The sequence below is a fragment of the Enterobacter sp. P82 genome, assembly GCF_037053385.1.
Taxonomy (GTDB): domain Bacteria; phylum Pseudomonadota; class Gammaproteobacteria; order Enterobacterales; family Enterobacteriaceae; genus Enterobacter.
Window position 1 is genome coordinate 1,747,085 of the sequence record NZ_JBALHX010000001.1, and the last position, 20,744, is coordinate 1,767,828.

Below are 20,744 nucleotides of genomic sequence, written 5' to 3' on the forward strand. Positions count from 1 at the left end.
TGCTCCCTCATTGCGTTTTTTTTGCCGGGTCGCCCCGGCTTTTTTTTCGCCTGAAAATTCTGAAAGTTCAAATTATTCCGATATCTTCTTTAAAAATCGTGAACGAGATGGTGTTTTATTGTTCGATCAATCCTAAAAAGCAGAAAAATGTGTTGCTACCTGTTTATTTTTCCCGTCGGAACCCTTATTACTTGGTATACTGAAAAAGCTTCAGAAAAACATGCATTGAACCTCAGAGCCGTTGTCTTCTAACACGCATTAAGGGGGTTATAATGGAAAAGAATAGTGAAGTCATCCAGACCCATCCGCTTGTAGGCTGGGATATCAGTACCGTAGATAGCTACGATGCACTGATGCTGCGTTTGCACTACCAGACCCCGAATCAACTCAACCGTGAAGAAGCGGAAGTTGGACAGACGCTGTGGCTAACAACAGACGTCGCTCGTCAGTTTATTTCTATTTTAGAGGCAGGTATTGCAAAAATAGAATCTGGCAACTATCAGGAAAATGAGTATAAGCGGCACTAATCGTATGCCACCCTTTCACTCAACAGGCACCCTTGCGGTGCCTTATTTATTTCATCCTTGTCTAAGCCCACGTTGTTAATTACTCTGCTCACATAAAGTGAGTTTACGAGATGCATATGAGATACGACTTAATCATTATTGGTAGCGGCTCCGTAGGTTCCGCCGCCGGATATTATGCGACACAGGCAGGGCTGAAGGTCCTGATGATTGATGCCCACCGCCCTCCTCATACAGAGGGTAGCCATCATGGTGACACCCGACTCATACGCCATGCGTATGGTGAAGGTGAGCGCTATGTTCCGCTGGTGCTCCGCGCACAGGCGCTGTGGGATGACCTGGCGAAACAGACTGAAGATCGCATTTTCGAGCGCACAGGGGTGATCAACCTCGGCCCGGCCAGTTCTGATTTTCTCGCCAACGTCGAACGCAGCGCGAAAGCGTTCAACCTTGATGTTGAGAAGCTGGATGCGATGGACATCTCGGCACGCTGGCCTGAAATCACTGTTCCGGACGATTATATCGGCCTCTTTGAAGCCAACTCAGGTGTGTTGCATTCAGAAACGGCAATTAAAACCTGGATCGATCTGGCCGCCAAAGCTGGTTGCGCGCAGTTGTTTAATTGTCCGGTCGATGCCATCACCCATGACGCGAATGGCGTCACAGTGAGTACCATTGACGGGGAATATTCAGGTTCCCGTTTGCTCATCAGCGCCGGAACCTGGGTAACCCGTCTGCTGCCAGACCTGCCTGTCCAGCCTGTGCGTAAAGTCTTCTCCTGGTTCCAGTCAGATGGTCGCTACAGCGCGCAGAATAAATTCCCGGCCTTCACCGGCGAATTACCCAACGGCGACCAGTTCTACGGCTTCCCGTCAGAAAAAGACGCGCTGAAAATCGGTAAGCACAACGGGGGCCAGGCTATCTCCTCCCCTGAAGAGCGTAAACCCTTCGGCGCCTACCCACAGGATGGGTCAGAGGCATTCTCGTTCCTGCGCAATATTCTTCCAGGCGTCGGCGGCTTGCTGTATGGAGCGGCCTGTACCTACGACAACACGCCGGATGAAGACTTTATCATTGATACGCTGCCGGAGCATGACAACACTCTGCTCATCACAGGACTGAGCGGCCATGGCTTTAAGTTTGCTTCCGTGCTTGGCGAAATCGCCGCGCAGTTTGCTCAGGGAATAACACCGCAGTTTGATCTGAGGCCCTTCTCACTCTCGCGTTTTAACGGATAATCCCCAACGGGTTCCGGACGTCCTGGAGCCCGTTTCATTCACACTGCATTGCGGAGCGTTATGCGCAGGATTGTTAACTTTCTTATGAATAATATTCGCGAGCATTTTATGCTCTATCTCTTATTGTGGGCACTGTTGGCCATTATTGATTTTGTTTACATTGTATTTTATTGAAAAGCCAGACTGACAATAATTGACATTAATTTAGTTTTATTGAAAATCTAAATTTCATCTTGCACGAAGAGATTGAATTACCTTTATCGATCCTTTTCAAAATCACTGAAATAAATAAAATAAAAATCAATATACATTTATTTCAGTTGCAATATCACACCTTCCCGTTCATTTTTATCCTTCGGTTAATTTGAAAATGGACATTCTGATGCAATTACGTAATTCATCCCGACGCTATGGAGTAATATCCATAAGTTTGCACTGGATATTTGCTATTGCCGTCTATGCGATGTTCGGACTGGGGCTATGGATGGTAACACTCAGCTATTATGATGGCTGGTATCATCAGGCACCAGAGTTACATAAAAGTATTGGCGTCCTGTTGATGCTGGGACTGGTTATTCGTGTAATTTGGCGACATATTTCTCCACCGCCCAGCGCACCGAAGACCCACAGTAAATTGACGCGCATTAGTGCCGTTGCCGCGCACATTGCGCTCTATATACTGCTCTTTGCCATCCTCATTAGCGGCTATCTCATCTCGACGGCAGACGGCAAACCTATTAGCGTCTTTGGTATTTTTGACGTCCCGGCAACGCTTACCGATGCGGGTTCTCAGGCTGACACTGCTGGGGTCGTTCACCTCTGGCTGGCATGGAGCGTCGTGATCCTGTCTGCACTGCACGGGCTTGCCGCCCTCAAACACCACTTTATTGATAAAGACGATACGCTAAAGCGCATGCTTGGCCGCTCGTCTGTTGACTCTGGAGTATAAAATGAAAAAACACCTGCTGGGTATCGCACTGGGTTCTCTGTTATTCACCACCGGTTCCGCCGTGGCGGCTGATTATAAAATTGATAAAGAGGGCCAACATGCTTTCGTCAATTTCCGTATTCAGCACCTTGGATATAGCTGGCTGTACGGTACCTTTAAGGATTTTGACGGCACATTCAGCTTCGACGAGAAAAACCCTGCGGCCGATAAAGTCAATGTGACCATTAATACCAACAGCGTCGACACGAACCATGCTGAACGAGATAAACACTTGCGCAGTGCAGAGTTCCTGAATGTCACTAAATACCCACAAGCCACCTTCACCTCTACGGACGTGAAAAAAGCGGGTGATAAGCTGGATATTACCGGAAACCTGACGCTTAACGGCGTAACAAAACCCGTCACCCTGGATGCGAAATTAATTGGTCAGGGAGATGATCCCTGGGGCGGCAAACGTGCAGGTTTTGAAGCAACAGGTAAAATTCATCTGAAAGATTTCAATATCACAACAGATTTAGGCCCGGCATCTCAGGATGTCGAGCTGGTTATTTCTGTGGAGGGGGTTCAACAGAAATAATAAATTCGCCCGACAGGTTTTCACCTTGCCGGGCGTTACCATTATTCCGGGTCGGGGATACCCAGTTTGGTATTCAGGCGGCCACGAGATTTATTGAAAATCTTATTGCCATTTTCCCGTCCAGCCCGACGGCGACGCTGCTCTTCTTCCGGCAGAATGCTCTCTTCACTGCACAGTTCGCTACAGCAGCCGTTAAACTTCTCAGCACAAGTCGGACACTGAATGAACAGCAGATGACAACCGTCATTTTTGCAGTTGGTATGGGTATCGCACGGTGCGCCACACTGATGGCACTGAGCAATCACGTCTTCAGAAATACGCTCACCCATTCGCTCGTCAAAGACAAAGTTTTTACCGATAAAGCGCACCGGCAAGCCCTGCTCACGGGCACGGCGGGCGTACTCGATAATGCCCCCTTCAATGTGCCAGACCTTATTAAACCCGTTGTGTTTCATCCATGCGCTGGCCTTCTCGCAGCGGATGCCACCGGTGCAGTACATAACGATCTTTTTATCTTTATGTTCCTGCATCATCTCAACCGCTTTGGGCAGTTGCTCGCGGAAAGTATCCGCCGGGATTTCCATCGCATTTTCGAAATGCCCCACTTCATACTCATAGTGGTTACGCATATCAATGAACACGGCATCCGGATCGTCCAGCATCGCATTCACTTCTGCGGCCTTCAGGTAATCACCGACATCCGCCGGGTTAAAATCAGGATCGTCAATGCCATCCGCCACGATGCGTTCACGCACTTTCATACGCAGCACCCAAAACGATTTTCCGTCATCATCCAGAGCAATATTCAGGCGTAAGCCATCAAGTGCCGGATCGAAGCGGTAAAGGAAATCACGGAAAGCATTCACTTTACTTTCCGGTACGCTAATCTGCGCGTTGATCCCTTCGTGAGCGAGATAGACACGTCCAAAGACATTCAGCGTGGTGAATGCCTGGTAAAGTTCATCACGGGTCGCTTGCGGATCATTGATCGTGAAATATTTGTAGAATGAGATGGTTGTGCGCGGTTCGGTTTCAGCCAACATACGCGCTTTTAACATCTCATTCGAAACGCGGTTGTGTAACACTGGCATGGTGTACAAGTCCTGGGATCGTTAGAGAGAATGAAAAATCGGTCGGCATGATATAGCAAACAAAGTTAATTTACATCCACACAATTTACGCTACATTTCACTCGCCCTGGTTAATCAGGCTTAACAATTGCTGTATTCGTGCACGTTTCGAACGCAGATATTTTGGCTATGTCTCAAAAAATGAGACAATAGCGAAACAGGACGTTAGAACACAGGAAAGACATGACCCAGTTACCCAAATTTACTGTCGCCCTTTTGCATCCCCGCTATTGGTTGACCTGGCTTGGCATTGGCTTTTTATGGCTTCTGGTGCAACTTCCCTACCCTGTTATTTTCTGGTTGGGTAAATCTCTGGGCCATATCGCTCAAAAGTTGATGAAGCGTCGTGCCACAATTGCGTACCGCAACCTTGAGTTGTGCTTTCCGCAGATGAGCGAGTCAGAACGTCATGACATGGTCTCGAAAAATTTCGAATCTGTTGGTATGGGGCTCATGGAAACCGGTATGGCGTGGTTTTGGCCAGACAAACGTATGGCACGCTGGAGCGAAGTGACAGGAACCGGCATGGAGCCAGTGCATACGCTTCAGGCGAATCAGACAGGTGTCCTGCTGATTGGCGTACACTTTCTGACGCTGGAAATCGGGGCGCGAATGTTTGGCATGCAGGCTCCAGGCATTGGCGTTTATCGCCCAAATGACAACCCGGTTATTGATTTAATCCAGACCAACGGCCGCATGCGTTCCAACAAAAGCATGATCGATCGTAAAGATCTGAAGGGCATGATCCGCGCGCTTAAATCAGGTGAAGTGGTCTGGTACGCCCCTGACCACGACTATGGTCCGCAATCCAGCGTATTTGTCCCCTTCTTTGCTGTTGAAGAAGCCGCCACAACAACCGGCACCTGGATGCTGGCGCGGATGTCCAAAGCCGCCATCGTGCCTTTTGTTCCCCGTCGTAAACCGGATGGTTCTGGTTACGAGCTGATTATGCTGGAACCTGAACTCGCGCCACCGCTGGATGATGCAGAGACCACCGCTCGCTGGATGAATAGCGTGGTGGAGAAGTGCATTATGCTCGCGCCGGAACAGTATATGTGGTTGCACCGTCGCTTTAAAACGCGGCCACAGGGCACGCCTTCCCGCTATTAACTCGCATGCGGTCTTCCTGGCCGCATGCTGTTTTAGCATTTAAAGCTCCTCCTCATTGCAGCAACCATAACCCAGGCGCATAATTAGCAGGCTTATTACTTCATGCCTCAGGTGTTCTGCACCTCATTATGCGGATTGTTATGTCACCCTCAGATGCCCCCATAAACTGGAAACGTAACCTCACAGTTGCATGGTTTGGTTGTTTTCTTACCGGTGCGGCGTTTAGCCTGGTCATGCCTTTCCTGCCTCTCTACGTCGAGCAACTGGGCGTATCGGGCCATAGCGCACTCAATATGTGGTCTGGTCTGGTGTTCAGCATCACGTTTCTCTTTTCCGCTATTGCCTCGCCCTTCTGGGGCGGCCTTGCTGATCGTAAGGGGCGTAAAATTATGCTGCTACGCTCGGCGCTGGGGATGGCAATTATCATGGCATTGATGGGTATTGCGCAGAATGTCTGGCAGTTCCTGATCTTACGCGCGTTACTGGGCTTGCTCGGTGGATTTATTCCCAATGCGAATGCCCTGATCGCCACCCAAATTCCGCGTCACAAGAGTGGCTGGGCACTGGGGACGCTTTCAACGGGTGGCGTGAGCGGTGCCTTACTGGGGCCACTGGCCGGTGGATTGCTGGCGGATAATTACGGCTTGCGGCCCGTCTTTTTCATCACCGCCAGCGTGCTTTTCCTGTGCTTTGTCGTCACGTTGATCTGTATTCGGGAAAACTTCACGCCTGTCGCCAAAAAAGAGATGCTTCATGCAAGGGATGTTCTTACCTCACTGAAAAATCCCAGACTGGTGCTGAGCCTGTTCGTGACGACCCTGATCATTCAGGTGGCTACCGGTTCGATTGCCCCAATTCTGACGCTGTACGTTCGCGATCTGGCGGGTAATGTCAGCAATATTGCGTTTATCAGTGGACTTATTGCTTCCGTACCTGGCGTGGCGGCGCTGCTTAGTGCCCCGAGGTTGGGTAAGCTGGGAGACCGTGTGGGCCCGGAAAAGGTCCTGATCTGTGCGCTGGTGATTTCCGTCCTGTTGCTTATCCCCATGTCGATGGTGCAATCCCCATGGCAACTGGGCGTGCTGCGCTTTTTGCTGGGCGCTGCCGATGGGGCGTTACTCCCCGCCGTCCAGACCCTGCTGGTCTACAACTCCACGAATCAGATAGCCGGGCGAATCTTTAGCTATAACCAGTCATTTCGTGACATCGGTAACGTCACCGGGCCGCTTATCGGGGCAGGCATTTCTGCAAGCTTCGGTTTTCGCGCCGTCTTTATCGTGACGGCGGGCGTGGTGCTGTTCAATGCAATTTATTCGTGGTTCAGTTTATCCCGCGCGTTACGACCGGTGGCTGAATAACACGAACGCCTGACAGCTTATTTTTGCATTCATACTTGCAGAATACGATATTCAGCTATTCTTTCCCTGAAACCTTCTGGAAAACAGGGAGACACCAATGACCATGTACGCCACGCTGGAAGAAGCTATTGATGCCGCTCGTGAAGAATTCCTCGCCGATAACCCTGACATTGAGGAAGAAGATGCTGACGTGCAGCAACTAAATATCCAAAAATATGTTCTGCAGGATGGAGATATTATGTGGCAGGCCGAATTCTTTGCTGAAGAGGGTGAAGAAGGGGAATGTTTGCCGATCCTGAGCGGTGAAGGTGCGCAGGCCGTCTTTGACGGCGACTATGACGAAATCGAGCTACGGCAGGAATGGCTGGAAGAAAATACCCTTCATGAGTGGGACGAGGGCGAATTTCAGCTCGAACCACCGCTGGATACGGAAGAGGGTCAAACCGCAGCCGATGAGTGGGACGAACGTTAATTTCCGCTATTCGTAAGGGCCGTGGCTGGCATCGATGGGCAACAACAGCGTGTCGAAAATCAGCGAGAATGGTAGATCGAGCACGGTCAGGTAGCGCCATGCGGAATCACGGACATCCCATTTCACGCCCGGGTAATACTGATTTCCATGGCCTTGCCCTGGAATGGTGCGACTGATAATACTGCCGCAGCCGCTAAGCAGGCATACCATCATGACGACGATGATAATTCTCATCTCTAACCTCTAAAAAAATACCGGCGATTAAGCCGGTATTTTATTTGGCGGGTGGCGCTTCGCTTACCCGCTCTATTTAACAACTTACTTCGCCTTCAACGCCAGCGGGTTCAGTTTCAGTTCTTTATAGTAATTTACCCACGAAGAGTATCTCTCCGGAGCGGACCACACGCGGTAGTGAAGACGCGCCATCGTGACCGGGTCGCTCAACAGGACCAGACGGCGGTCGCGGTTGAGTTTTTCCGGGGTCTCGTTCAGCGCCTGCTCAACGTGACGATCGCGAGCAATCTCCAGCACCTGGCTGGCACGGTGGCGTGCAGTCGCCATCGCCGTTGCCAGGGCGTTGAACGACGGGTTAAACACGGCGTGCATAAAACCATCATCCAGCGTGCGATTTCGGTTCTGCTCCAGATATTTGTCGGTATCGACGAGTACCTGCGGCGGGGAATACTCTTCCGGGATCAGGAACAGCTTCCAGCGTTTGGTACGCAGGCCAACCGTTGAGCGGCTGGAGATGACCGATACAAACGGAGACAGAATCAAGGAGAATACAATCGGTGCCAGCCAGAACAGGAAGCGCAGATCCAGCCACGCCATCCCGGCCGCCCACACCAGGCCCAGCAGAAGTTGCGAGCCATGGCGCATAAAGGCTTCACTCCACGGCGTCGAGTCGTCATCACGCTGCGGTGAATTCCAGACCACTTCCCAGCCCAGGAACGCACTGACCACAAACACGGTGTGGAACAGCATACGCACCGGCGCCAGCAGTACGGAGAACAGCACTTCCAGCAGGAGAGAAAGGGTCACGCGGCAGAAACCGCCGTACTCTTTCGAACCTTTGCACCAGATCAGGATGATACTGAGCAGTTTAGGCAGGAACAGCAGCACCATAGTGGAGGCAAACAGCGCAATAGCCAGTTCCGGACGCCACTGCGGCCACACCGGGAACAGCTGGCGCGGTTGCAGGAAGTATTGCGGCTCCGTCAGGGCATGCACTACCTGCAGCGCTGTAGAGAGCGCAAGGAACATAAACCACAGCGGTGCGGAGAGATAAGACATCACGCCCGTCAGGAATACCGCACGGTGAACCGGGTGCATCCCTTTAACCAGGAACAGGCGGAAGTTCATCAGGTTACCATGACACCAGCGGCGGTCACGTTTGAGTTCATCCAGCAGGTTTGGCGGCAACTCTTCATATGAACCCGGCAGGTCGTAGGCAATCCAGACGCCCCAGCCAGCACGACGCATCAGCGCTGCTTCCACGAAGTCATGCGACAAAATAGAACCAGCAAACGACCCTTCACCCGGCAGCGGTGCCAGCGCACAGTGTTCGATGAACGGTTTCACGCGGATAATGGCGTTGTGACCCCAGTAGTGCGATTCACCCAACTGCCAGAAGTGCAGACCCGCGGTAAACAGCGGCCCGTAAACACGGGTGGCGAACTGCTGACAGCGCGCATAGAGCGTGTCCATACCAGATGCTTTTGGCGATGACTGAATAATACCGGCGTTCGGGTTGGCTTCCATCAGACGCACCAGACCGCTCAGGCAGTCACCGCTCATGACGGAGTCAGCATCCAGCACCACCATATAGCTGTACTGATTACCCCAGCGACGGCAGAAGTCATCAATGTTACCGCTTTTACGCTTCACACGACGACGGCGGCGGCGGTAGAAGATCTGACCTTCGCCCTGCACTTCCGCAATCAGCTCCATCCAGGCTTTTTGCTCTGCAACGCAGATATCCGGGTTGTAACTGTCGCTCAGGATGTAAACGTCGAAATGCTCCGCGTTTCCGGTCGCCTTAACGGATTCCCAGGTCGCACGCAGCCCCGCAAATACACGGTCAACGTCTTCGTTACAGATAGGCATAATCAGCGCGGTACGGTGCTCAGGATTAAGGGGTTCATCCCCGACCGTTGACGCCGAAATGCTGTATTTGTCACGCCCCATCAGCAGCTGCAGGAAGCCCATCAGCGCGGTCCAGAAACCGGCCGATACCCAGCAGAACAGGACAGCGAACAGCAGAAGAATGCCACTCTGAAGGATATACGGCAGCAACTGCATAAAGGAGACCCAGAGATCCTGTCCCATCATGTCAGTCGGGTTGATGAACGCCCAGCCCTGGTAAGGCAAAATGGTTTTCATATACCAGGTCGCGACAACCGTCTGTGCCAGCGTCAGAAGCAGCAGGATGTAACGACGGATTGTCCCCACGGTACGCCATTTCTGTTCGGAGGCCTGCTCTTCTTTCGTCAGGCGAGACAGATAGCGCGGTGTCACATCACGTCCGCGCAGGCGATCCCAAAAGCGGCCAACCGGGTTGGTGCGCCACGGATCGGGGAACATTGATGAACGCGTAGCCTTCGGCATCGCCTGAAGCTGATCGCGTCCTTCGTCGTCTTTAATCAACTGCCCTTCTGCCAGCGAGTCCGGCCATGCCTGCTCCAGACGAGCCTTAACTGACCCCAGCGGCGTATCATCATCCCGGGAAAACTGATGATGTTCACCATCCAGCGCGGTATGAACCGCGCGGATGTCGCTCTTAGGCAGTGCCGCTTTTTCGATATCCGTCAGCGGCATGGCATCAATATATTCAGATGTATTATTCATTGGCAGGTAGCTGATAGCTCCAGGTTTCACTCAGCGGCTGATCGTCACTGACCAGCGCAGCACGCATTTCAGTGGTCTGCTTCGGATCTTTCACTTTCACACGCAGAGTCAGACGCCAGCCTTTCGTTACCGGGTTGTAACGCACGGTATTCTCAACGATTTCACCGTTATCACCGATGCTGGCCTGAGCGGCAACGGCGGTATCTGGTGACAGTTTCTTCATGTCCTGACCTGTGAAGTCCACGACGAAGGCCACTGTGCCGTCAGGTTGACGAATAAGATTAGACTGTTTCACATCACCCGTTGAGCGACGAGTCTGCATGACATATGCGTTATCCGGCGCATGCAGCTTATCTTCATCGCGGCTGAAGGTAATGGCGTACTTGAAGTTCATCTCTTTACCGGCTTCCGGCAGTTGATCCGGTGTCCAGTAAGCGACGATGTTATCGTTGGTTTCATCGTTGGTTGGAATTTCAACCAGCTCCACCTTCCCTTTACCCCAGTCACCTTTCGGTGTGACCCAGGCACTTGGACGCAGGTCATAGCGGTCGTCCAGATCTTCAAAGCGGGAGAACTGACGACCACGTTGCAGGAGGCCAAAACCTTGCGGGTTTTCCATCGCAAAACTGCTTACCGCCAGATGTTTCGGGTTATTCAGCGGGCGCCAGATCCACTCGCCGTTACCGGCATGAATAGACAGGCCATTGGAATCGTGCAGTTCCGGGCGGAAGTTAGTCGCCGGTGACGGCTGGTTTGGCCCAAACAGGAACATGCTGGTCAGTGGTGCAACGCCCAGTTTGCCCACTTTATCACGCAGGTAAACTTTAGACTGCACGTCAATGACCGTGTCACGTCCAGGCATAATCACAAAGCGATACGCACCAGTCGCACGTGGGGAATCCAGCAGAGCATAAATAGTCAGACGTTTGTCCGTTGGTTTTGGACGTTCAATCCAGAACTCGCGAAAACGTGGGAACTCTTCACCTGATGGCAGCGCGGTATCAATAGCCAGACCACGCGCAGAAAGCCCGTAAACCTGCCCCGCGCCAATCACGCGGAAGTAGCTGGCACCAAGCATGCTGACAATTTCGTCGTTTTTATCTTTGCTGTTGATCGGGTAAAGCACCTTGAAGCCTGCAAAGCCCAGGTCTTTAACCGTATCTTTGTCGTGTTGCACATCGCCGAAATTAAAATAATCCGGGCTGTACTTGATCTTACGTACAGCTGTTGCCGTCACTTCATTGATGGCAACAGGCGTGTCGAAGTACATACCCTGATGATAAAACTCAAGCTTGAACGGGGTCTTAATATTGTTCCAGTACGCTTTGTCGTGATTGAACTGGATCTGCTGATAGTCCGCATACTTCATGTCGCGGAAAACGGAGGGCAAGTTACTTTTTGGCGCTTCGTAGCTCTTGCCTGCCATCGATTTTGCCTGTTTTGCGACATCATCGATGTTAAAGGCCAGTGCCGATGAGGTATACAGTGATAACACGACTGCAGCACCTAACCAACGCATTTTCATCATCTGTGGTTTATGTTTCATAATAAGTAAGCACTTCCCCCTTTGTGTGCTTATATCGATCCGATCCATTTTAATGGAAACTCAGGCAATCCGACAACATTATCACTGCTTTGTTCAGCTGCTGGCTCATGGATTAAGCAAATGAAAGAACCCGCTATTCACTTTGCGTGCTTATCCTGGAGACAGGGTGTCGGTCTTGGTGTAGGGTTGGCTTCGAATGTAACCATTATGAGTCTTAGGGATAAGGCGAAAAGTCTGAGAATGCACAAAGTTATATGAGCACAACACCGATAGAACGTGAATATTTCCTCGACTCGATCCGGGCATGGCTGATGCTATTGGGGATCCCCTTTCACATTTCGCTGATTTACTCCAGTCATACCTGGCATGTGAACAGCCTGACGCCTTCATGGTGGCTGACACTGTTTAATGACTTTATTCACGCCTTCCGCATGCAGGTGTTTTTTGTCATTTCAGGTTACTTCTCTTATATGCTGTTTCTGCGCTACCCGCTCAAACGCTGGTGGAAAGTGCGCGTGGAGCGCGTGGGTATCCCCATGTTGACCGCCATTCCGCTGCTGACGCTACCGCAGTTCATTATGTTGCAATACGTCAAAGGCAAGGCGGAGAACTGGCCGAATCTGTCTCTGTATGAAAAGTACAACACGCTGGTTTGGGAGCTGGTGTCCCACCTTTGGTTCCTGCTGGTTCTGGTGGTGCTCACAACGGTCAGTATGTTGATTTTCAGCCGTCTGCGCCATCATTTGAGCAACAGAGCCGATACCTTCTTCGCTGACATTACGCTGGGTAAACTGTCCGTACTTTTTTTGCTGCTGGGGATCGCCTATGCCGCCTTGAGACGTACCTTGTTTATCGTCTATCCGCCGATTTTAAGTGATGGGTTATTTAATTTCGTGGTGATGCAATCGCTGTTCTACATTCCATTCTTTTTGATCGGCGCACTGGCATTTATTCATCCGAAGCTTAAATCGCTGTTTATCACCCCGTCACCGTGGTGCGCATTGGGGGCCACCCTCGCGTTTGCAGCTTATCTGCTGAATCAGCGCTACGGTAGCGGCGACGCCTGGATGTATGAAACGGAGAGCGTGATCACCATGCTGCTGGGCTTGTGGATGGTCAATGTAGTATTCGCTCTGGGCCACCGCTTGCTGAATTTTAAGTCCAGCCGAGTGACCTACTTCGTGAATGCATCGCTGTTTATTTATCTTGTGCACCATCCCCTGACGCTGTTCTTCGGGGCTTACATCACACCGCATATTGCATCCAACACACTGGGTTTCTTTACTGGACTGGTGTTTGTGGTAGGGGTTGCCATCGTTCTCTATGAGATCCATCTGCGGATCCCACTCCTGCGTTTCCTGTTTTCAGGAAAGCCACCCGCGAAAGCGTCATTAACAACGGCGGCGCACTGAATGCGCCACCCTTGTTTCAGGCGTCTGATTCCTGCCCACGCTGAGTCAGAAGCCGTTGATAAAGATGTGTGGTTTCTTCATCAAAACAGACAAAGATAACCTTTTCCGGCATCGGTTTGAGCGACAGATAACGGTAAACGGTTTCTACAGCGATAGTCGCTGCAGCCGCTTTCGGATAGCCATACACGCCGGTGCTGATGGCCGGGAACGCCATCGTCTTATAGCCATTGTCGGCGGCCAGGCGCAGACAGTTTCGGTACGCCTCTTCCAGAAGACTTGCTTCATGCTGGTCACCACCATGCCAGACGGGACCTACAGCATGAATAACCGCTTTGGCAGAAAGATTACCCGCAAGCGTGATCACCGCATGACCCGGCGGGCATTCACCCTGCTGTTGACGCACGACTTTGCAGGCCTCCAGTAACTGTGGCCCCGCAGCCCGGTGAATAGCACCGTCCACCCCACCGCCTCCCATCAGGGATGGATTAGCCGCATTGACGATGACGTCGACGTGCATGGTCGTAATATCGCCATGAATGATTTCAATTTGCGGTTTCATAAAACCCCTCTGCAACCCGCCTTTTTCTTAAGTGTATCGCAGAGGAGCCAGGGAGAAAAAACTATCAGACAACATCCTCTTCTGCCGGAGAGCGAAAGAGTGAATTAGCGATACTGAATCTGGACAACCGCGAGCGTTTTTTCAGGATTAAGGTATTTCATGCTGAGAGTGGCGAGGCTGGAATCGGTCACCGTGCCATTAAGCGCCTCTTCATAACTGACCATCCGCGTTTGCATACGGTTTTTTTCCGGACATGACATTGCAAACTGTCGCTGTTGCGGCGTGACTTCACAAGGGTCTGCAACAATGGCACCACGAAAATGAATTACCCCACCATTTGCAATGGTGGCTGAATAAGCGGGGAGAATGAAAGCAGAAGCGATCAAACCCAAGCCTGTAGCAAGCTGAGCAAAATATTTGGTCATTATATACACTCCTCAATGAAAATCGTCCTTGAGGGGTAAACGCGCTTCATTAAGGCAAACGAAGGCTCGCGTTACGGAACATCACTACTCAGTTCCTGATATCAGCATAGCTCAACGCCGCAGGCCCGCCACATTCATAACATATTGATTTAATGAATGATTATAAGCTCTTCTCCGCCGGAGACCATTGTTGTGATAAATGAAGCGACTTTCCATCAGTAATGGTGACAACGATTTTTACCGTATCCCCCGCGTCAATATTTAAACTCAACCGCATTAAATCAATCGTCTGATTAGCGGGAATAAAAAGTGTATTTTGCTGCCGCGAAGAACTTTGCCCGCTCTGCCCTTCTCGCTCAGAGACAATCTGAACCTGGCAATCGCACGACTCCGTCAGAGTGACCTGCGGAATAATAGTGGTCATATTTTCCTGCTGTGACGTTTTAAACGTGATTTGGCTGGAAAGCGCGGCGAGGAGAATTAAGGTATTCATGATGAACTCCCGAAAAAAAACAGGGCAAATGCCCTGTTTTTTTGTAGCACAGATTTCAGTATCAGTACTGATGAGCTGTCGCGTGGTTACCAAAACCAATCTGGGTAACGTTGACAGTAGAGTTAGAAGCAGTCTGGTCGACCAATGCGCCGTTAAGGCCACCGTACTGGCTAACATTCATAGTCGATTTTTTACTGTTCCACTGATCAAGTGTTGCACTGTTGCCGAAACCGTTCTGGGTCAGGTTAATTGTACTGTCATCGGAACCCTGACCAACATCAGCACCGTTACCGCCACCGGTCTGGCTAATATTCAGAACTGAATTTCTGGCATCTGTCTGCAAAGCCACAGCAGAGTTACCGCCACCGTTCTGGTAAATATTCAGGGTTGAATTTGGACCGCTGTATCCGCCATGTCCATGACCATGTCCATGACCCCATCCGCCCTGATCAATCAGGCCAGCCATTGCACTACCAGAAACAACGATTGCTGCGAGTGCTGCCACTTTGAAAAATTTCATGGTAAACCCCCATCGGATTGATTAAAGTCGTCGCGAAATAGTTAGCGTTGGATGACGCGAATTGCCATTTGCGACTGTTTCTGCACTACAACTGCGGTTTTCTGTGTACCGTACTGCGTAATATTTGCTCTATTACCCGACCCTTTCTGGATAATTTTCGCACTATTACCGTATCCATCTTGCGTAATACCTGCATCGTTCCCGTTGCCGCTTTGATCGATCCAGGCCATGTTGTAACTTCCTGATTGATCAACTCTCGCTCTGTTACCTGCCCCATCCTGGGAAACTATGGATAATAGTTTTGAACCGTCCTGGTTAACCTGTGCGTCGTTAAGAATGCCTCGTTGACCAATAATGGCTGCCTGATTTAAAGATGAAAGACTTAATTCGTTAACCGCGAAATTATATTCAGCTCTCGCTAAATCTGAATTAGCCGCGGTTACAAATCCAGGCGCACCCAGTAATGTAAACATCATAAATAACGATGTGTTTTTCATGTTGTCACCCTGGACCTGGCTATTTAAGTACTCCATAACCATGTAACAAAGATATTGTTAAAACGACTCGTGATACGTTAACGCGTCGTTACGGTGAAGAGTATGTCCGCTGAAACATTTTAAATATCTCACCCACGCGGATTATTTTTATTTATCGGGTCACCACAAAGTAGTAATTTACGTAAAAATTCGCTTTAAACAGGAGCGTTTACTTTTTATTGAAGGATTCTTTCTGTCAGGTTGTACAACATGGAAAAGGCTGTCCACGCTTCATTCCGCTTTGTTTAAACGTAACGGCAGGATGTCATTTTTTTCATCTCGTGACGCGAAGCGTGTTTTCTTAAGACAGAAACTCGCTCATTCCATGGCTTAGAAAAAACCGGAAACTCATACCTAATCGCAATCAAATTAGAATAATTAATTTATAATTAAATCAATTACATATAAATATTTGTATGATTTTTAAAATCTGTGCATACATATTTACGTGTACAACTTTCCTATCAAATACCAATGTTCCAAAACGTCAAATTTCACAAATTAATATTGATTTTTACATTATGTTACATGTTTAACACTTGCTTTAAACTTCGTAAAAGCTAGATTGAAATTAGATGTACGAAATTGGTTTTATATTTACCTCCCTGTGGAGGTTATGGTCTGATTCTACACACAGCAGTGCAACATCTGTCAGTACTTCTGGTGTCCTCTTTTCGCAGGAGGACAACTGTCAGGTGCCTAAAAAAAGTGGGGTTTCATCATGTATAATGAAGTCCATAGTTTACATGGTCATACATTACTGTTGATCACAAAACCTTCTTTGCAAGCGACAGCTTTATTACAACATTTAAAGCAAACTTTATCACTGAACGGGAAATTGCATAATATTCAACGTTCTTTTGATGATATTGCACCTGGCAGCATTATTCTTCTCGATATGATGGAAGCTGATAAAAAGCTTATCCATTACTGGCAGGATATTTTAAGCAGGAAAAACAATAATATCCGCGTGCTATTGTTGAATACGCCTGATGAGTATCCTTTCAGAGATATTGAAAGCTGGCCGCATATCAATGGCGTTTTCTACGTCACTGAAGAAGAAGATCGGGTGGTGGAAGGCCTGCAGGGTATATTGCGCGGGGAGTGTTATTTCTCGCAAAAGCTTGCCAGCTATCTCATCACACACTCCGGAAATTATCGCTACAACAGTTCAGAATCAGCACTGCTAACGCACCGTGAGAAAGAGATCCTGAACAAGTTACGCATTGGTGCTTCAAATATTGAAATCGCCCGTTCGTTATTTATCAGCGAAAATACGGTTAAGACGCACCTTTATAATCTTTTCAAGAAGATAGCTGTAAAAAACCGAACTCAGGCGGTTTCATGGGCAAACGATAACCTCAGGCGTTAATCACATGAAGCGCACGTTAAGTTGGATCGCCGCAGCGGGTTTCTTGCTCGCTGCCGGGAACCTGAAGGCCGTCGAGGTCGAAGTTCCCGGATTGTTAACAGACCATACAGTCTCCTCTATCGGGCACAGTTTTTACCGTGCCTTCAGCGATAAATGGGACAGTACTTATACCGGAAACATAACAATCAACGAGCGGCCCAGTGCACGATGGGGAAGTTGGATCACAATAACGGCTAATCAGGACGTTATTTTTCAAACGTTTTTATTCCCCACAAAAATGGACTTCGATAAAAACGTCGCCATAGCACTGGCTCAATCAGAAGACGCTATTAATCGCCTGCAAATAGATAAAGCCCTATTAAGCACCAGCGATTTAGCAAAAGACGAGTTCTAGCGAACCGATATGCGGAGGCTGTCATGCGTATTGCATATGCAGTTGTTTCGATAATGCTAATAACACCCATAAGCTGGGCCGGAAATATGACGTTTCAGTTCCGAAACCCTAATTTTGGGGGAAACCCTAATAACGGTGCCTTCATGTTGAATGAAGCTCAGGCACAAAATTCTTATAAAGATCCAAGCTTTAAGGATTTTAGCGTCGATACCCCGTCCGCACTGGACAACTTCACCCAGGCTATCCAGTCGCAGATTTTAGGTGGGTTACTGACCAACATTAATACCGGCAAACCCGGTCGAATGGTGACGAACGACTTTATTGTCGACATCGCCAACAGGGACGGACAGCTCCAGTTGAACGTTACCGACCGTAAAACCGGAAAAACCTCAACGATTCAGGTTTCCGGTCTACAAACTAACTCAACTGACTTCTAAACAACAGCAGAATAAGGACAATGATCATGCAGCGCTTCCTGATATTTGTTGCAGTGTGCTTATTGAGCGGTTGTTTAACTGCTCCACCTAAAGAAGCTGCAAAACCAACATTAATGCCTCGGGCCCAAAGTTATCGCGATTTAACACATTTACCGTCACCAACCGGTAAGATATTTGTCTCTGTTTACAACATTCAGGATGAAACCGGGCAATTTAAACCTTACCCGGCAAGTAACTTCTCTACGGCGGTGCCGCAAAGTGCCACTGCCATGCTGGTTACCGCACTCAAGGATTCACACTGGTTTATTCCTCTGGAACGCCAGGGGCTACAGAACCTGTTGAATGAGCGGAAAATTATTCGTGCAGCGCAGGAAAATGGCACCGTCGCGGACAATAACCGGATGCCTCTGCAATCTCTGGCAGCCGCGAATGTCATGATTGAAGGTTCGATTATCGGTTACGAAAGTAACGTTAAATCGGGTGGTGCAGGAGCGCGTTACTTCGGTATCGGCGCTGATACCCAGTATCAGCTCGACCAAATTGCCGTTAACCTGCGTGTGGTTAACGTCAGTACGGGCGAAGTGCTCTCTTCGGTGAACACCAGCAAAACCATTCTGTCTTATGAAGTACAGGCTGGGGTATTCCGCTTCATCGACTACCAGCGTTTGCTGGAGGGTGAAATTGGTTACACCTCTAACGAACCGGTCATGATGTGTCTGATGTCTGCCATTGAAACCGGCGTTATCTTCTTAATCAACGATGGTATCGATCGCGGGTTGTGGGATTTGCAAAACAAAGCAGATGTGCAGAACCCGATACTGGTGAAATACCGCGATATGTCAGTTCCTCCGGAATCCTGACAGGAAGCGCATAAAAAAGGCGAGATAATCATCTCGCCTTTTTTTATTCACTCACCGCAGTGATGCTTTGCGCTTTTTCCCGCCGCGACGCCAGCCAAAGACCGCTGTTCTTCATGGCGTAGCCAAACAGCAACCCCAGCGCCAGCGAGGGGACAACCAGCTTCCAGTCACCCTGCCCTGCAAAAGTCGCGCACGCCCCCATAAAGGTTCCCGGCACGAACGAAAGCAACAGATGTTTTGCCTGGATGCACATCAAAAAAGCAACCACGCCCGTCATGACATACCCCAGTATCTCCAGATGCGGGGCCAGTGCGCTGCCTTTCATAATCACCAGCGCCCAGATAACACCGCTCATTAGCGTGGAGCCTGAAATAAAGAGTCCTTTGACACCACCCTGTGGGCAGGCGAAATAGGCCGTGCAGCCAAGAAACCCAGCCCAGCTGAGCAGCCCGAGAGACACAGCGACCCATCCCCAAAGTCCGGAGAGAATGCCAGTGGTTAATGCGATACAAAGTAATATGTTCATGGTGCGCATCTTAGCAGAAGCGCACCATAGAAATGAGATCACAAGCACATTACGTGCAAGTAAAAATATAGAGTTGCATAATAAATGTGATTTAGATCACTCTTCGTTTTCTTCTTCCAGCTCATCCCACATTGCCGCGATGGCGTCTCGGGTCAGCGGAGCCAGCGTTCTCCAGAATGGAGAAGTCGCATGTGCTTCGACTTTGCCAAGGAACGTTCCGACCCATGGCAACAGATACGTTTCGAACAAGGTTTCGATGGCTTCATTCTCATCATCACCGGCGTTATCTTCGATCCAGGATGCGGCCAGGAGAAGCGTACCAATATGGTCGGCTGGGGTATCGCTCAACGGCATACCGCGCGTAGAGAGGAAAGCACGGACTTCCGCTTCTGTCGCCCCTTCCTGCCAGGCAGAACGGTAGGGTGAAACACGACACTCTTCACCAACGAACAGCGCGTTGTAATCCGTTGAGATCTGCTGCATATCGCAGCTTTTTTGCAGACGTTCCAGTAACTCATCCTGTTCCAGCGGCCAGTTCTGCGCCAGTTTACCTTCACGAATTAACGTAAAGAGGGGAACCAACAGCGGGTCTTGCGGCTGGCGATAATAAAGCGTACCCAGCACGCGGCAAAGGATGGAAAACTCATTCATTTTTTTATTCCATTACTCAATTAAAGATCGGCAAATTCGGCAATCGGTTCCATTCCGCGAGACACCAGGAAATCAAGCATACGGCGTGGTGTCACGTTCAGGATCCTGTCTTCCGGGAAATTAACGTCATTAAGCACTTTCAGGCACTCACTAAAATCCCCCAGTGTAAACGCGGTATGGGAATCAGAGCCCAGCGCCAGCATGCCTCCGGCATCACGCACAGCAGCGGCCACTTCACGGCAGTTTGCTTCACTGCCCTTACGCGAGTGAACAAAGGAGGAGTTATTAATCTCCAGCGCTACGCGGTGTTTCGCTGCCGCCTGAGCGACAGCCTGAATATCAATTGGGTACTTCGGGTTACCCGGGTGGCTGATAATATGCACATTGCCGCTGGCAATAGTGGCAATCATCGCCGTGGTGTTCGTCTCTTTATCCTGGGGAGGGAAAACCGGCTCATGGAAACCGGCGAGGATAAGATCAAGGGACGTCAGCATCGGGCCGGTGCAGTCGATTTCACCGTCGGTATTTTTGATGTTCGCCTCAATGCCACGCAGTATCCCAATGCCGTCAACCAGACGCGGCCAAATCCGCATATTCACAAAATGCCAGTAGTGCGGCGCATCTGCCATATCCGGGCCATGATCGGTGATCGCAAAAAGCTTGATGCCCTTAAGCTTTGCTTGCGCGATATAATCATGGAGGTTGCTATACGCGTGGGTACTGGCGACAGTGTGCATATGCAGGTCAACGGGATACATCTCTTTCTCCTCTGCGGTTTTTCCAAAGGATAGCAGTTATCTGCTGCGAA

Annotated in this window: 25 protein-coding genes; 13 read left to right on the forward strand and 12 right to left on the reverse strand. The window is 49.8% G+C overall.

Annotated features, from left to right (window positions below; all coding sequences use genetic code 11):
- Nucleotides 1-272 precede the first annotated feature (272 nt).
- From bssS to WB237_RS08335, 5 genes are all read left to right on the forward strand, one after another.
- Complete coding sequence (bssS, locus tag WB237_RS08315) at nt 273-527, forward strand: biofilm formation regulator BssS (protein WP_336212198.1); 255 nt, start codon at nt 273-275, stop codon at nt 525-527.
- Nucleotides 528-643: 116 nt separating this feature from the next.
- Nucleotides 644-1,762, forward strand: a complete 1,119-nt coding sequence (solA, locus tag WB237_RS08320; RefSeq protein ID WP_336212200.1) for an N-methyl-L-tryptophan oxidase — start codon at nt 644-646, stop codon at nt 1,760-1,762.
- Nucleotides 1,763-1,822: 60 nt separating this feature from the next.
- Nucleotides 1,823-1,936 carry a DUF2770 family protein gene (locus WB237_RS08325; RefSeq protein WP_048339068.1) on the forward strand — a complete coding sequence of 38 codons (114 nt, stop codon included), beginning with the start codon at nt 1,823-1,825 and terminating at the stop codon, nt 1,934-1,936.
- Nucleotides 1,937-2,144: 208 nt separating this feature from the next.
- Nucleotides 2,145-2,711, forward strand: coding sequence for a cytochrome b (locus WB237_RS08330; protein ID WP_336212204.1), 567 nt, complete (start codon nt 2,145-2,147; stop codon nt 2,709-2,711).
- Between the two features lies 1 nt (nt 2,712).
- Nucleotides 2,713-3,288 carry a YceI family protein gene (locus WB237_RS08335; RefSeq protein WP_114978232.1) on the forward strand — a complete coding sequence of 192 codons (576 nt, stop codon included), beginning with the start codon at nt 2,713-2,715 and terminating at the stop codon, nt 3,286-3,288.
- A 41-nt stretch (nt 3,289-3,329) separates the two neighbouring features.
- Here the strand turns inward: WB237_RS08335 and trhO are convergent, their stop codons facing one another.
- Entirely contained in the window at nt 3,330-4,379 is a 1,050-nt protein-coding gene (gene trhO / locus WB237_RS08340; RefSeq protein ID WP_336212205.1) for an oxygen-dependent tRNA uridine(34) hydroxylase TrhO, read from the reverse strand.
- Nucleotides 4,380-4,601: 222 nt separating this feature from the next.
- On the opposite strand from trhO, the gene WB237_RS08345 reads away from it, so the two are divergent.
- The 3 genes from WB237_RS08345 to WB237_RS08355 all read left to right on the forward strand — a co-directional run bounded on the left by WB237_RS08345 (nt 4,602) and on the right by WB237_RS08355 (nt 7,358).
- The gene (locus tag WB237_RS08345) at nt 4,602-5,528 is read left to right on the forward strand and encodes a Kdo(2)-lipid IV(A) acyltransferase (protein WP_336212207.1); all 927 of its coding nucleotides are present in this window, start codon (nt 4,602-4,604) and stop codon (nt 5,526-5,528) included.
- Nucleotides 5,529-5,668: 140 nt separating this feature from the next.
- Entirely contained in the window at nt 5,669-6,886 is a 1,218-nt protein-coding gene (mdtG, locus tag WB237_RS08350; protein WP_336212209.1) for a multidrug efflux MFS transporter MdtG, read from the forward strand.
- 97 nt (nt 6,887-6,983) lie between these two features.
- Nucleotides 6,984-7,358, forward strand: coding sequence for a MysB family protein (locus WB237_RS08355; protein WP_114978235.1), 375 nt, complete (start codon nt 6,984-6,986; stop codon nt 7,356-7,358).
- A 6-nt stretch (nt 7,359-7,364) separates the two neighbouring features.
- Here the strand turns inward: WB237_RS08355 and WB237_RS08360 are convergent, their stop codons facing one another.
- From WB237_RS08360 to mdoG, 3 genes are all read right to left on the reverse strand, one after another.
- On the reverse strand, nt 7,365-7,592 hold the full coding sequence (locus WB237_RS08360; protein ID WP_336212211.1) for a YceK/YidQ family lipoprotein: 228 nt from the start codon (nt 7,590-7,592) through the stop codon (nt 7,365-7,367).
- 84 nt (nt 7,593-7,676) lie between these two features.
- Nucleotides 7,677-10,205: a glucans biosynthesis glucosyltransferase MdoH gene (gene mdoH / locus WB237_RS08365; protein ID WP_028019082.1), complete on the reverse strand. Its 2,529-nt coding sequence runs from the start codon at nt 10,203-10,205 to the stop codon at nt 7,677-7,679.
- Nucleotides 10,198-11,751 carry a glucans biosynthesis protein MdoG gene (mdoG, locus tag WB237_RS08370; protein WP_114978237.1) on the reverse strand — a complete coding sequence of 518 codons (1,554 nt, stop codon included), beginning with the start codon at nt 11,749-11,751 and terminating at the stop codon, nt 10,198-10,200. Before mdoG ends, mdoH begins: the two co-directional genes overlap by 8 nt.
- Before the next feature lie 254 nt (nt 11,752-12,005).
- On the opposite strand from mdoG, the gene mdoC reads away from it, so the two are divergent.
- Nucleotides 12,006-13,163, forward strand: a complete 1,158-nt coding sequence (mdoC, locus tag WB237_RS08375) for a glucans biosynthesis protein MdoC (RefSeq protein WP_336212215.1) — start codon at nt 12,006-12,008, stop codon at nt 13,161-13,163.
- A 16-nt stretch (nt 13,164-13,179) separates the two neighbouring features.
- On the opposite strand, the gene ymdB is transcribed toward mdoC, so the two are convergent.
- From ymdB to csgB, 5 genes are all read right to left on the reverse strand, one after another.
- Complete coding sequence (ymdB, locus tag WB237_RS08380) at nt 13,180-13,722, reverse strand: O-acetyl-ADP-ribose deacetylase (protein WP_336212217.1); 543 nt, start codon at nt 13,720-13,722, stop codon at nt 13,180-13,182.
- 104 nt (nt 13,723-13,826) lie between these two features.
- On the reverse strand, nt 13,827-14,147 hold the full coding sequence (locus WB237_RS08385; RefSeq protein ID WP_129996120.1) for a type 1 fimbrial protein: 321 nt from the start codon (nt 14,145-14,147) through the stop codon (nt 13,827-13,829).
- Nucleotides 14,148-14,307: 160 nt separating this feature from the next.
- Nucleotides 14,308-14,640 carry a curli assembly chaperone CsgC gene (gene csgC, locus WB237_RS08390; protein WP_336212220.1) on the reverse strand — a complete coding sequence of 111 codons (333 nt, stop codon included), beginning with the start codon at nt 14,638-14,640 and terminating at the stop codon, nt 14,308-14,310.
- 61 nt (nt 14,641-14,701) lie between these two features.
- The gene (gene csgA, locus WB237_RS08395) at nt 14,702-15,160 is read right to left on the reverse strand and encodes a curli major subunit CsgA (protein ID WP_114978242.1); all 459 of its coding nucleotides are present in this window, start codon (nt 15,158-15,160) and stop codon (nt 14,702-14,704) included.
- 41 nt (nt 15,161-15,201) lie between these two features.
- Nucleotides 15,202-15,657 (reverse strand): curli minor subunit CsgB, encoded by a 456-nt coding sequence (gene csgB / locus WB237_RS08400; RefSeq protein ID WP_336212223.1) that lies wholly within the window; start codon nt 15,655-15,657, stop codon nt 15,202-15,204.
- Nucleotides 15,658-16,417: 760 nt separating this feature from the next.
- Between csgB and csgD the strand changes: the two genes are divergently transcribed.
- From csgD to csgG, 4 genes are read left to right on the forward strand one after another with little or no spacing between them, the layout of a single operon-like run.
- Nucleotides 16,418-17,068, forward strand: a complete 651-nt coding sequence (gene csgD / locus WB237_RS08405) for a biofilm master transcriptional regulator CsgD (protein ID WP_114978243.1) — start codon at nt 16,418-16,420, stop codon at nt 17,066-17,068.
- Between the two features lie 4 nt (nt 17,069-17,072).
- On the forward strand, nt 17,073-17,462 hold the full coding sequence (gene csgE, locus WB237_RS08410) for a curli production assembly/transport protein CsgE (RefSeq protein ID WP_336212226.1): 390 nt from the start codon (nt 17,073-17,075) through the stop codon (nt 17,460-17,462).
- A gap of 23 nt (nt 17,463-17,485) precedes the next feature.
- Entirely contained in the window at nt 17,486-17,899 is a 414-nt protein-coding gene (gene csgF / locus WB237_RS08415; protein WP_114978245.1) for a curli production assembly/transport protein CsgF, read from the forward strand.
- A 26-nt stretch (nt 17,900-17,925) separates the two neighbouring features.
- Entirely contained in the window at nt 17,926-18,759 is an 834-nt protein-coding gene (gene csgG, locus WB237_RS08420; RefSeq protein WP_025755858.1) for a curli production assembly/transport protein CsgG, read from the forward strand.
- Nucleotides 18,760-18,802: 43 nt separating this feature from the next.
- On the opposite strand, the gene WB237_RS08425 is transcribed toward csgG, so the two are convergent.
- The 3 genes from WB237_RS08425 to WB237_RS08435 all read right to left on the reverse strand — a co-directional run bounded on the left by WB237_RS08425 (nt 18,803) and on the right by WB237_RS08435 (nt 20,694).
- Nucleotides 18,803-19,285: a DUF1097 domain-containing protein gene (locus WB237_RS08425; RefSeq protein ID WP_336212230.1), complete on the reverse strand. Its 483-nt coding sequence runs from the start codon at nt 19,283-19,285 to the stop codon at nt 18,803-18,805.
- A gap of 96 nt (nt 19,286-19,381) precedes the next feature.
- Nucleotides 19,382-19,936 carry a TorD/DmsD family molecular chaperone gene (locus WB237_RS08430; RefSeq protein WP_114978247.1) on the reverse strand — a complete coding sequence of 185 codons (555 nt, stop codon included), beginning with the start codon at nt 19,934-19,936 and terminating at the stop codon, nt 19,382-19,384.
- Nucleotides 19,937-19,956: 20 nt separating this feature from the next.
- Nucleotides 19,957-20,694 (reverse strand): phosphatase, encoded by a 738-nt coding sequence (locus WB237_RS08435; protein ID WP_336212233.1) that lies wholly within the window; start codon nt 20,692-20,694, stop codon nt 19,957-19,959.
- Between the last annotated feature and the right edge of the window lie 50 nt (nt 20,695-20,744).

Bases quoted from the DNA above. Each gene is read 5' to 3' on its own strand.
- WB237_RS08435 (WP_336212233.1), bottom strand. From the start codon at position 20,694: ATGTATCCCGTTGACCTGCATATGCACACTGTCGCCAGTACCCACGCG.
- mdoC (WP_336212215.1), top strand. From the start codon at position 12,006: ATGAGCACAACACCGATAGAACGTGAATATTTCCTCGACTCGATCCGG.
- csgB (WP_336212223.1), bottom strand. From the start codon at position 15,657: ATGAAAAACACATCGTTATTTATGATGTTTACATTACTGGGTGCGCCT.
- trhO (WP_336212205.1), bottom strand. From the start codon at position 4,379: ATGCCAGTGTTACACAACCGCGTTTCGAATGAGATGTTAAAAGCGCGT.
- csgE (WP_336212226.1), top strand. From the start codon at position 17,073: ATGAAGCGCACGTTAAGTTGGATCGCCGCAGCGGGTTTCTTGCTCGCT.
- mdtG (WP_336212209.1), top strand. From the start codon at position 5,669: ATGTCACCCTCAGATGCCCCCATAAACTGGAAACGTAACCTCACAGTT.
- csgC (WP_336212220.1), bottom strand. From the start codon at position 14,640: ATGAATACCTTAATTCTCCTCGCCGCGCTTTCCAGCCAAATCACGTTT.
- WB237_RS08360 (WP_336212211.1), bottom strand. From the start codon at position 7,592: ATGAGAATTATCATCGTCGTCATGATGGTATGCCTGCTTAGCGGCTGC.
- WB237_RS08345 (WP_336212207.1), top strand. From the start codon at position 4,602: ATGACCCAGTTACCCAAATTTACTGTCGCCCTTTTGCATCCCCGCTAT.
- mdoH (WP_028019082.1), bottom strand. From the start codon at position 10,205: ATGAATAATACATCTGAATATATTGATGCCATGCCGCTGACGGATATC.
- WB237_RS08430 (WP_114978247.1), bottom strand. From the start codon at position 19,936: ATGAATGAGTTTTCCATCCTTTGCCGCGTGCTGGGTACGCTTTATTAT.
- csgD (WP_114978243.1), top strand. From the start codon at position 16,418: ATGTATAATGAAGTCCATAGTTTACATGGTCATACATTACTGTTGATC.
- bssS (WP_336212198.1), top strand. From the start codon at position 273: ATGGAAAAGAATAGTGAAGTCATCCAGACCCATCCGCTTGTAGGCTGG.
- solA (WP_336212200.1), top strand. From the start codon at position 644: ATGAGATACGACTTAATCATTATTGGTAGCGGCTCCGTAGGTTCCGCC.
- WB237_RS08425 (WP_336212230.1), bottom strand. From the start codon at position 19,285: ATGAACATATTACTTTGTATCGCATTAACCACTGGCATTCTCTCCGGA.
- WB237_RS08355 (WP_114978235.1), top strand. From the start codon at position 6,984: ATGACCATGTACGCCACGCTGGAAGAAGCTATTGATGCCGCTCGTGAA.
- WB237_RS08330 (WP_336212204.1), top strand. From the start codon at position 2,145: ATGCAATTACGTAATTCATCCCGACGCTATGGAGTAATATCCATAAGT.
- csgG (WP_025755858.1), top strand. From the start codon at position 17,926: ATGCAGCGCTTCCTGATATTTGTTGCAGTGTGCTTATTGAGCGGTTGT.
- mdoG (WP_114978237.1), bottom strand. From the start codon at position 11,751: ATGAAACATAAACCACAGATGATGAAAATGCGTTGGTTAGGTGCTGCA.
- csgF (WP_114978245.1), top strand. From the start codon at position 17,486: ATGCGTATTGCATATGCAGTTGTTTCGATAATGCTAATAACACCCATA.
- csgA (WP_114978242.1), bottom strand. From the start codon at position 15,160: ATGAAATTTTTCAAAGTGGCAGCACTCGCAGCAATCGTTGTTTCTGGT.
- WB237_RS08335 (WP_114978232.1), top strand. From the start codon at position 2,713: ATGAAAAAACACCTGCTGGGTATCGCACTGGGTTCTCTGTTATTCACC.
- ymdB (WP_336212217.1), bottom strand. From the start codon at position 13,722: ATGAAACCGCAAATTGAAATCATTCATGGCGATATTACGACCATGCAC.
- WB237_RS08385 (WP_129996120.1), bottom strand. From the start codon at position 14,147: ATGACCAAATATTTTGCTCAGCTTGCTACAGGCTTGGGTTTGATCGCT.
- WB237_RS08325 (WP_048339068.1), top strand. From the start codon at position 1,823: ATGCGCAGGATTGTTAACTTTCTTATGAATAATATTCGCGAGCATTTT.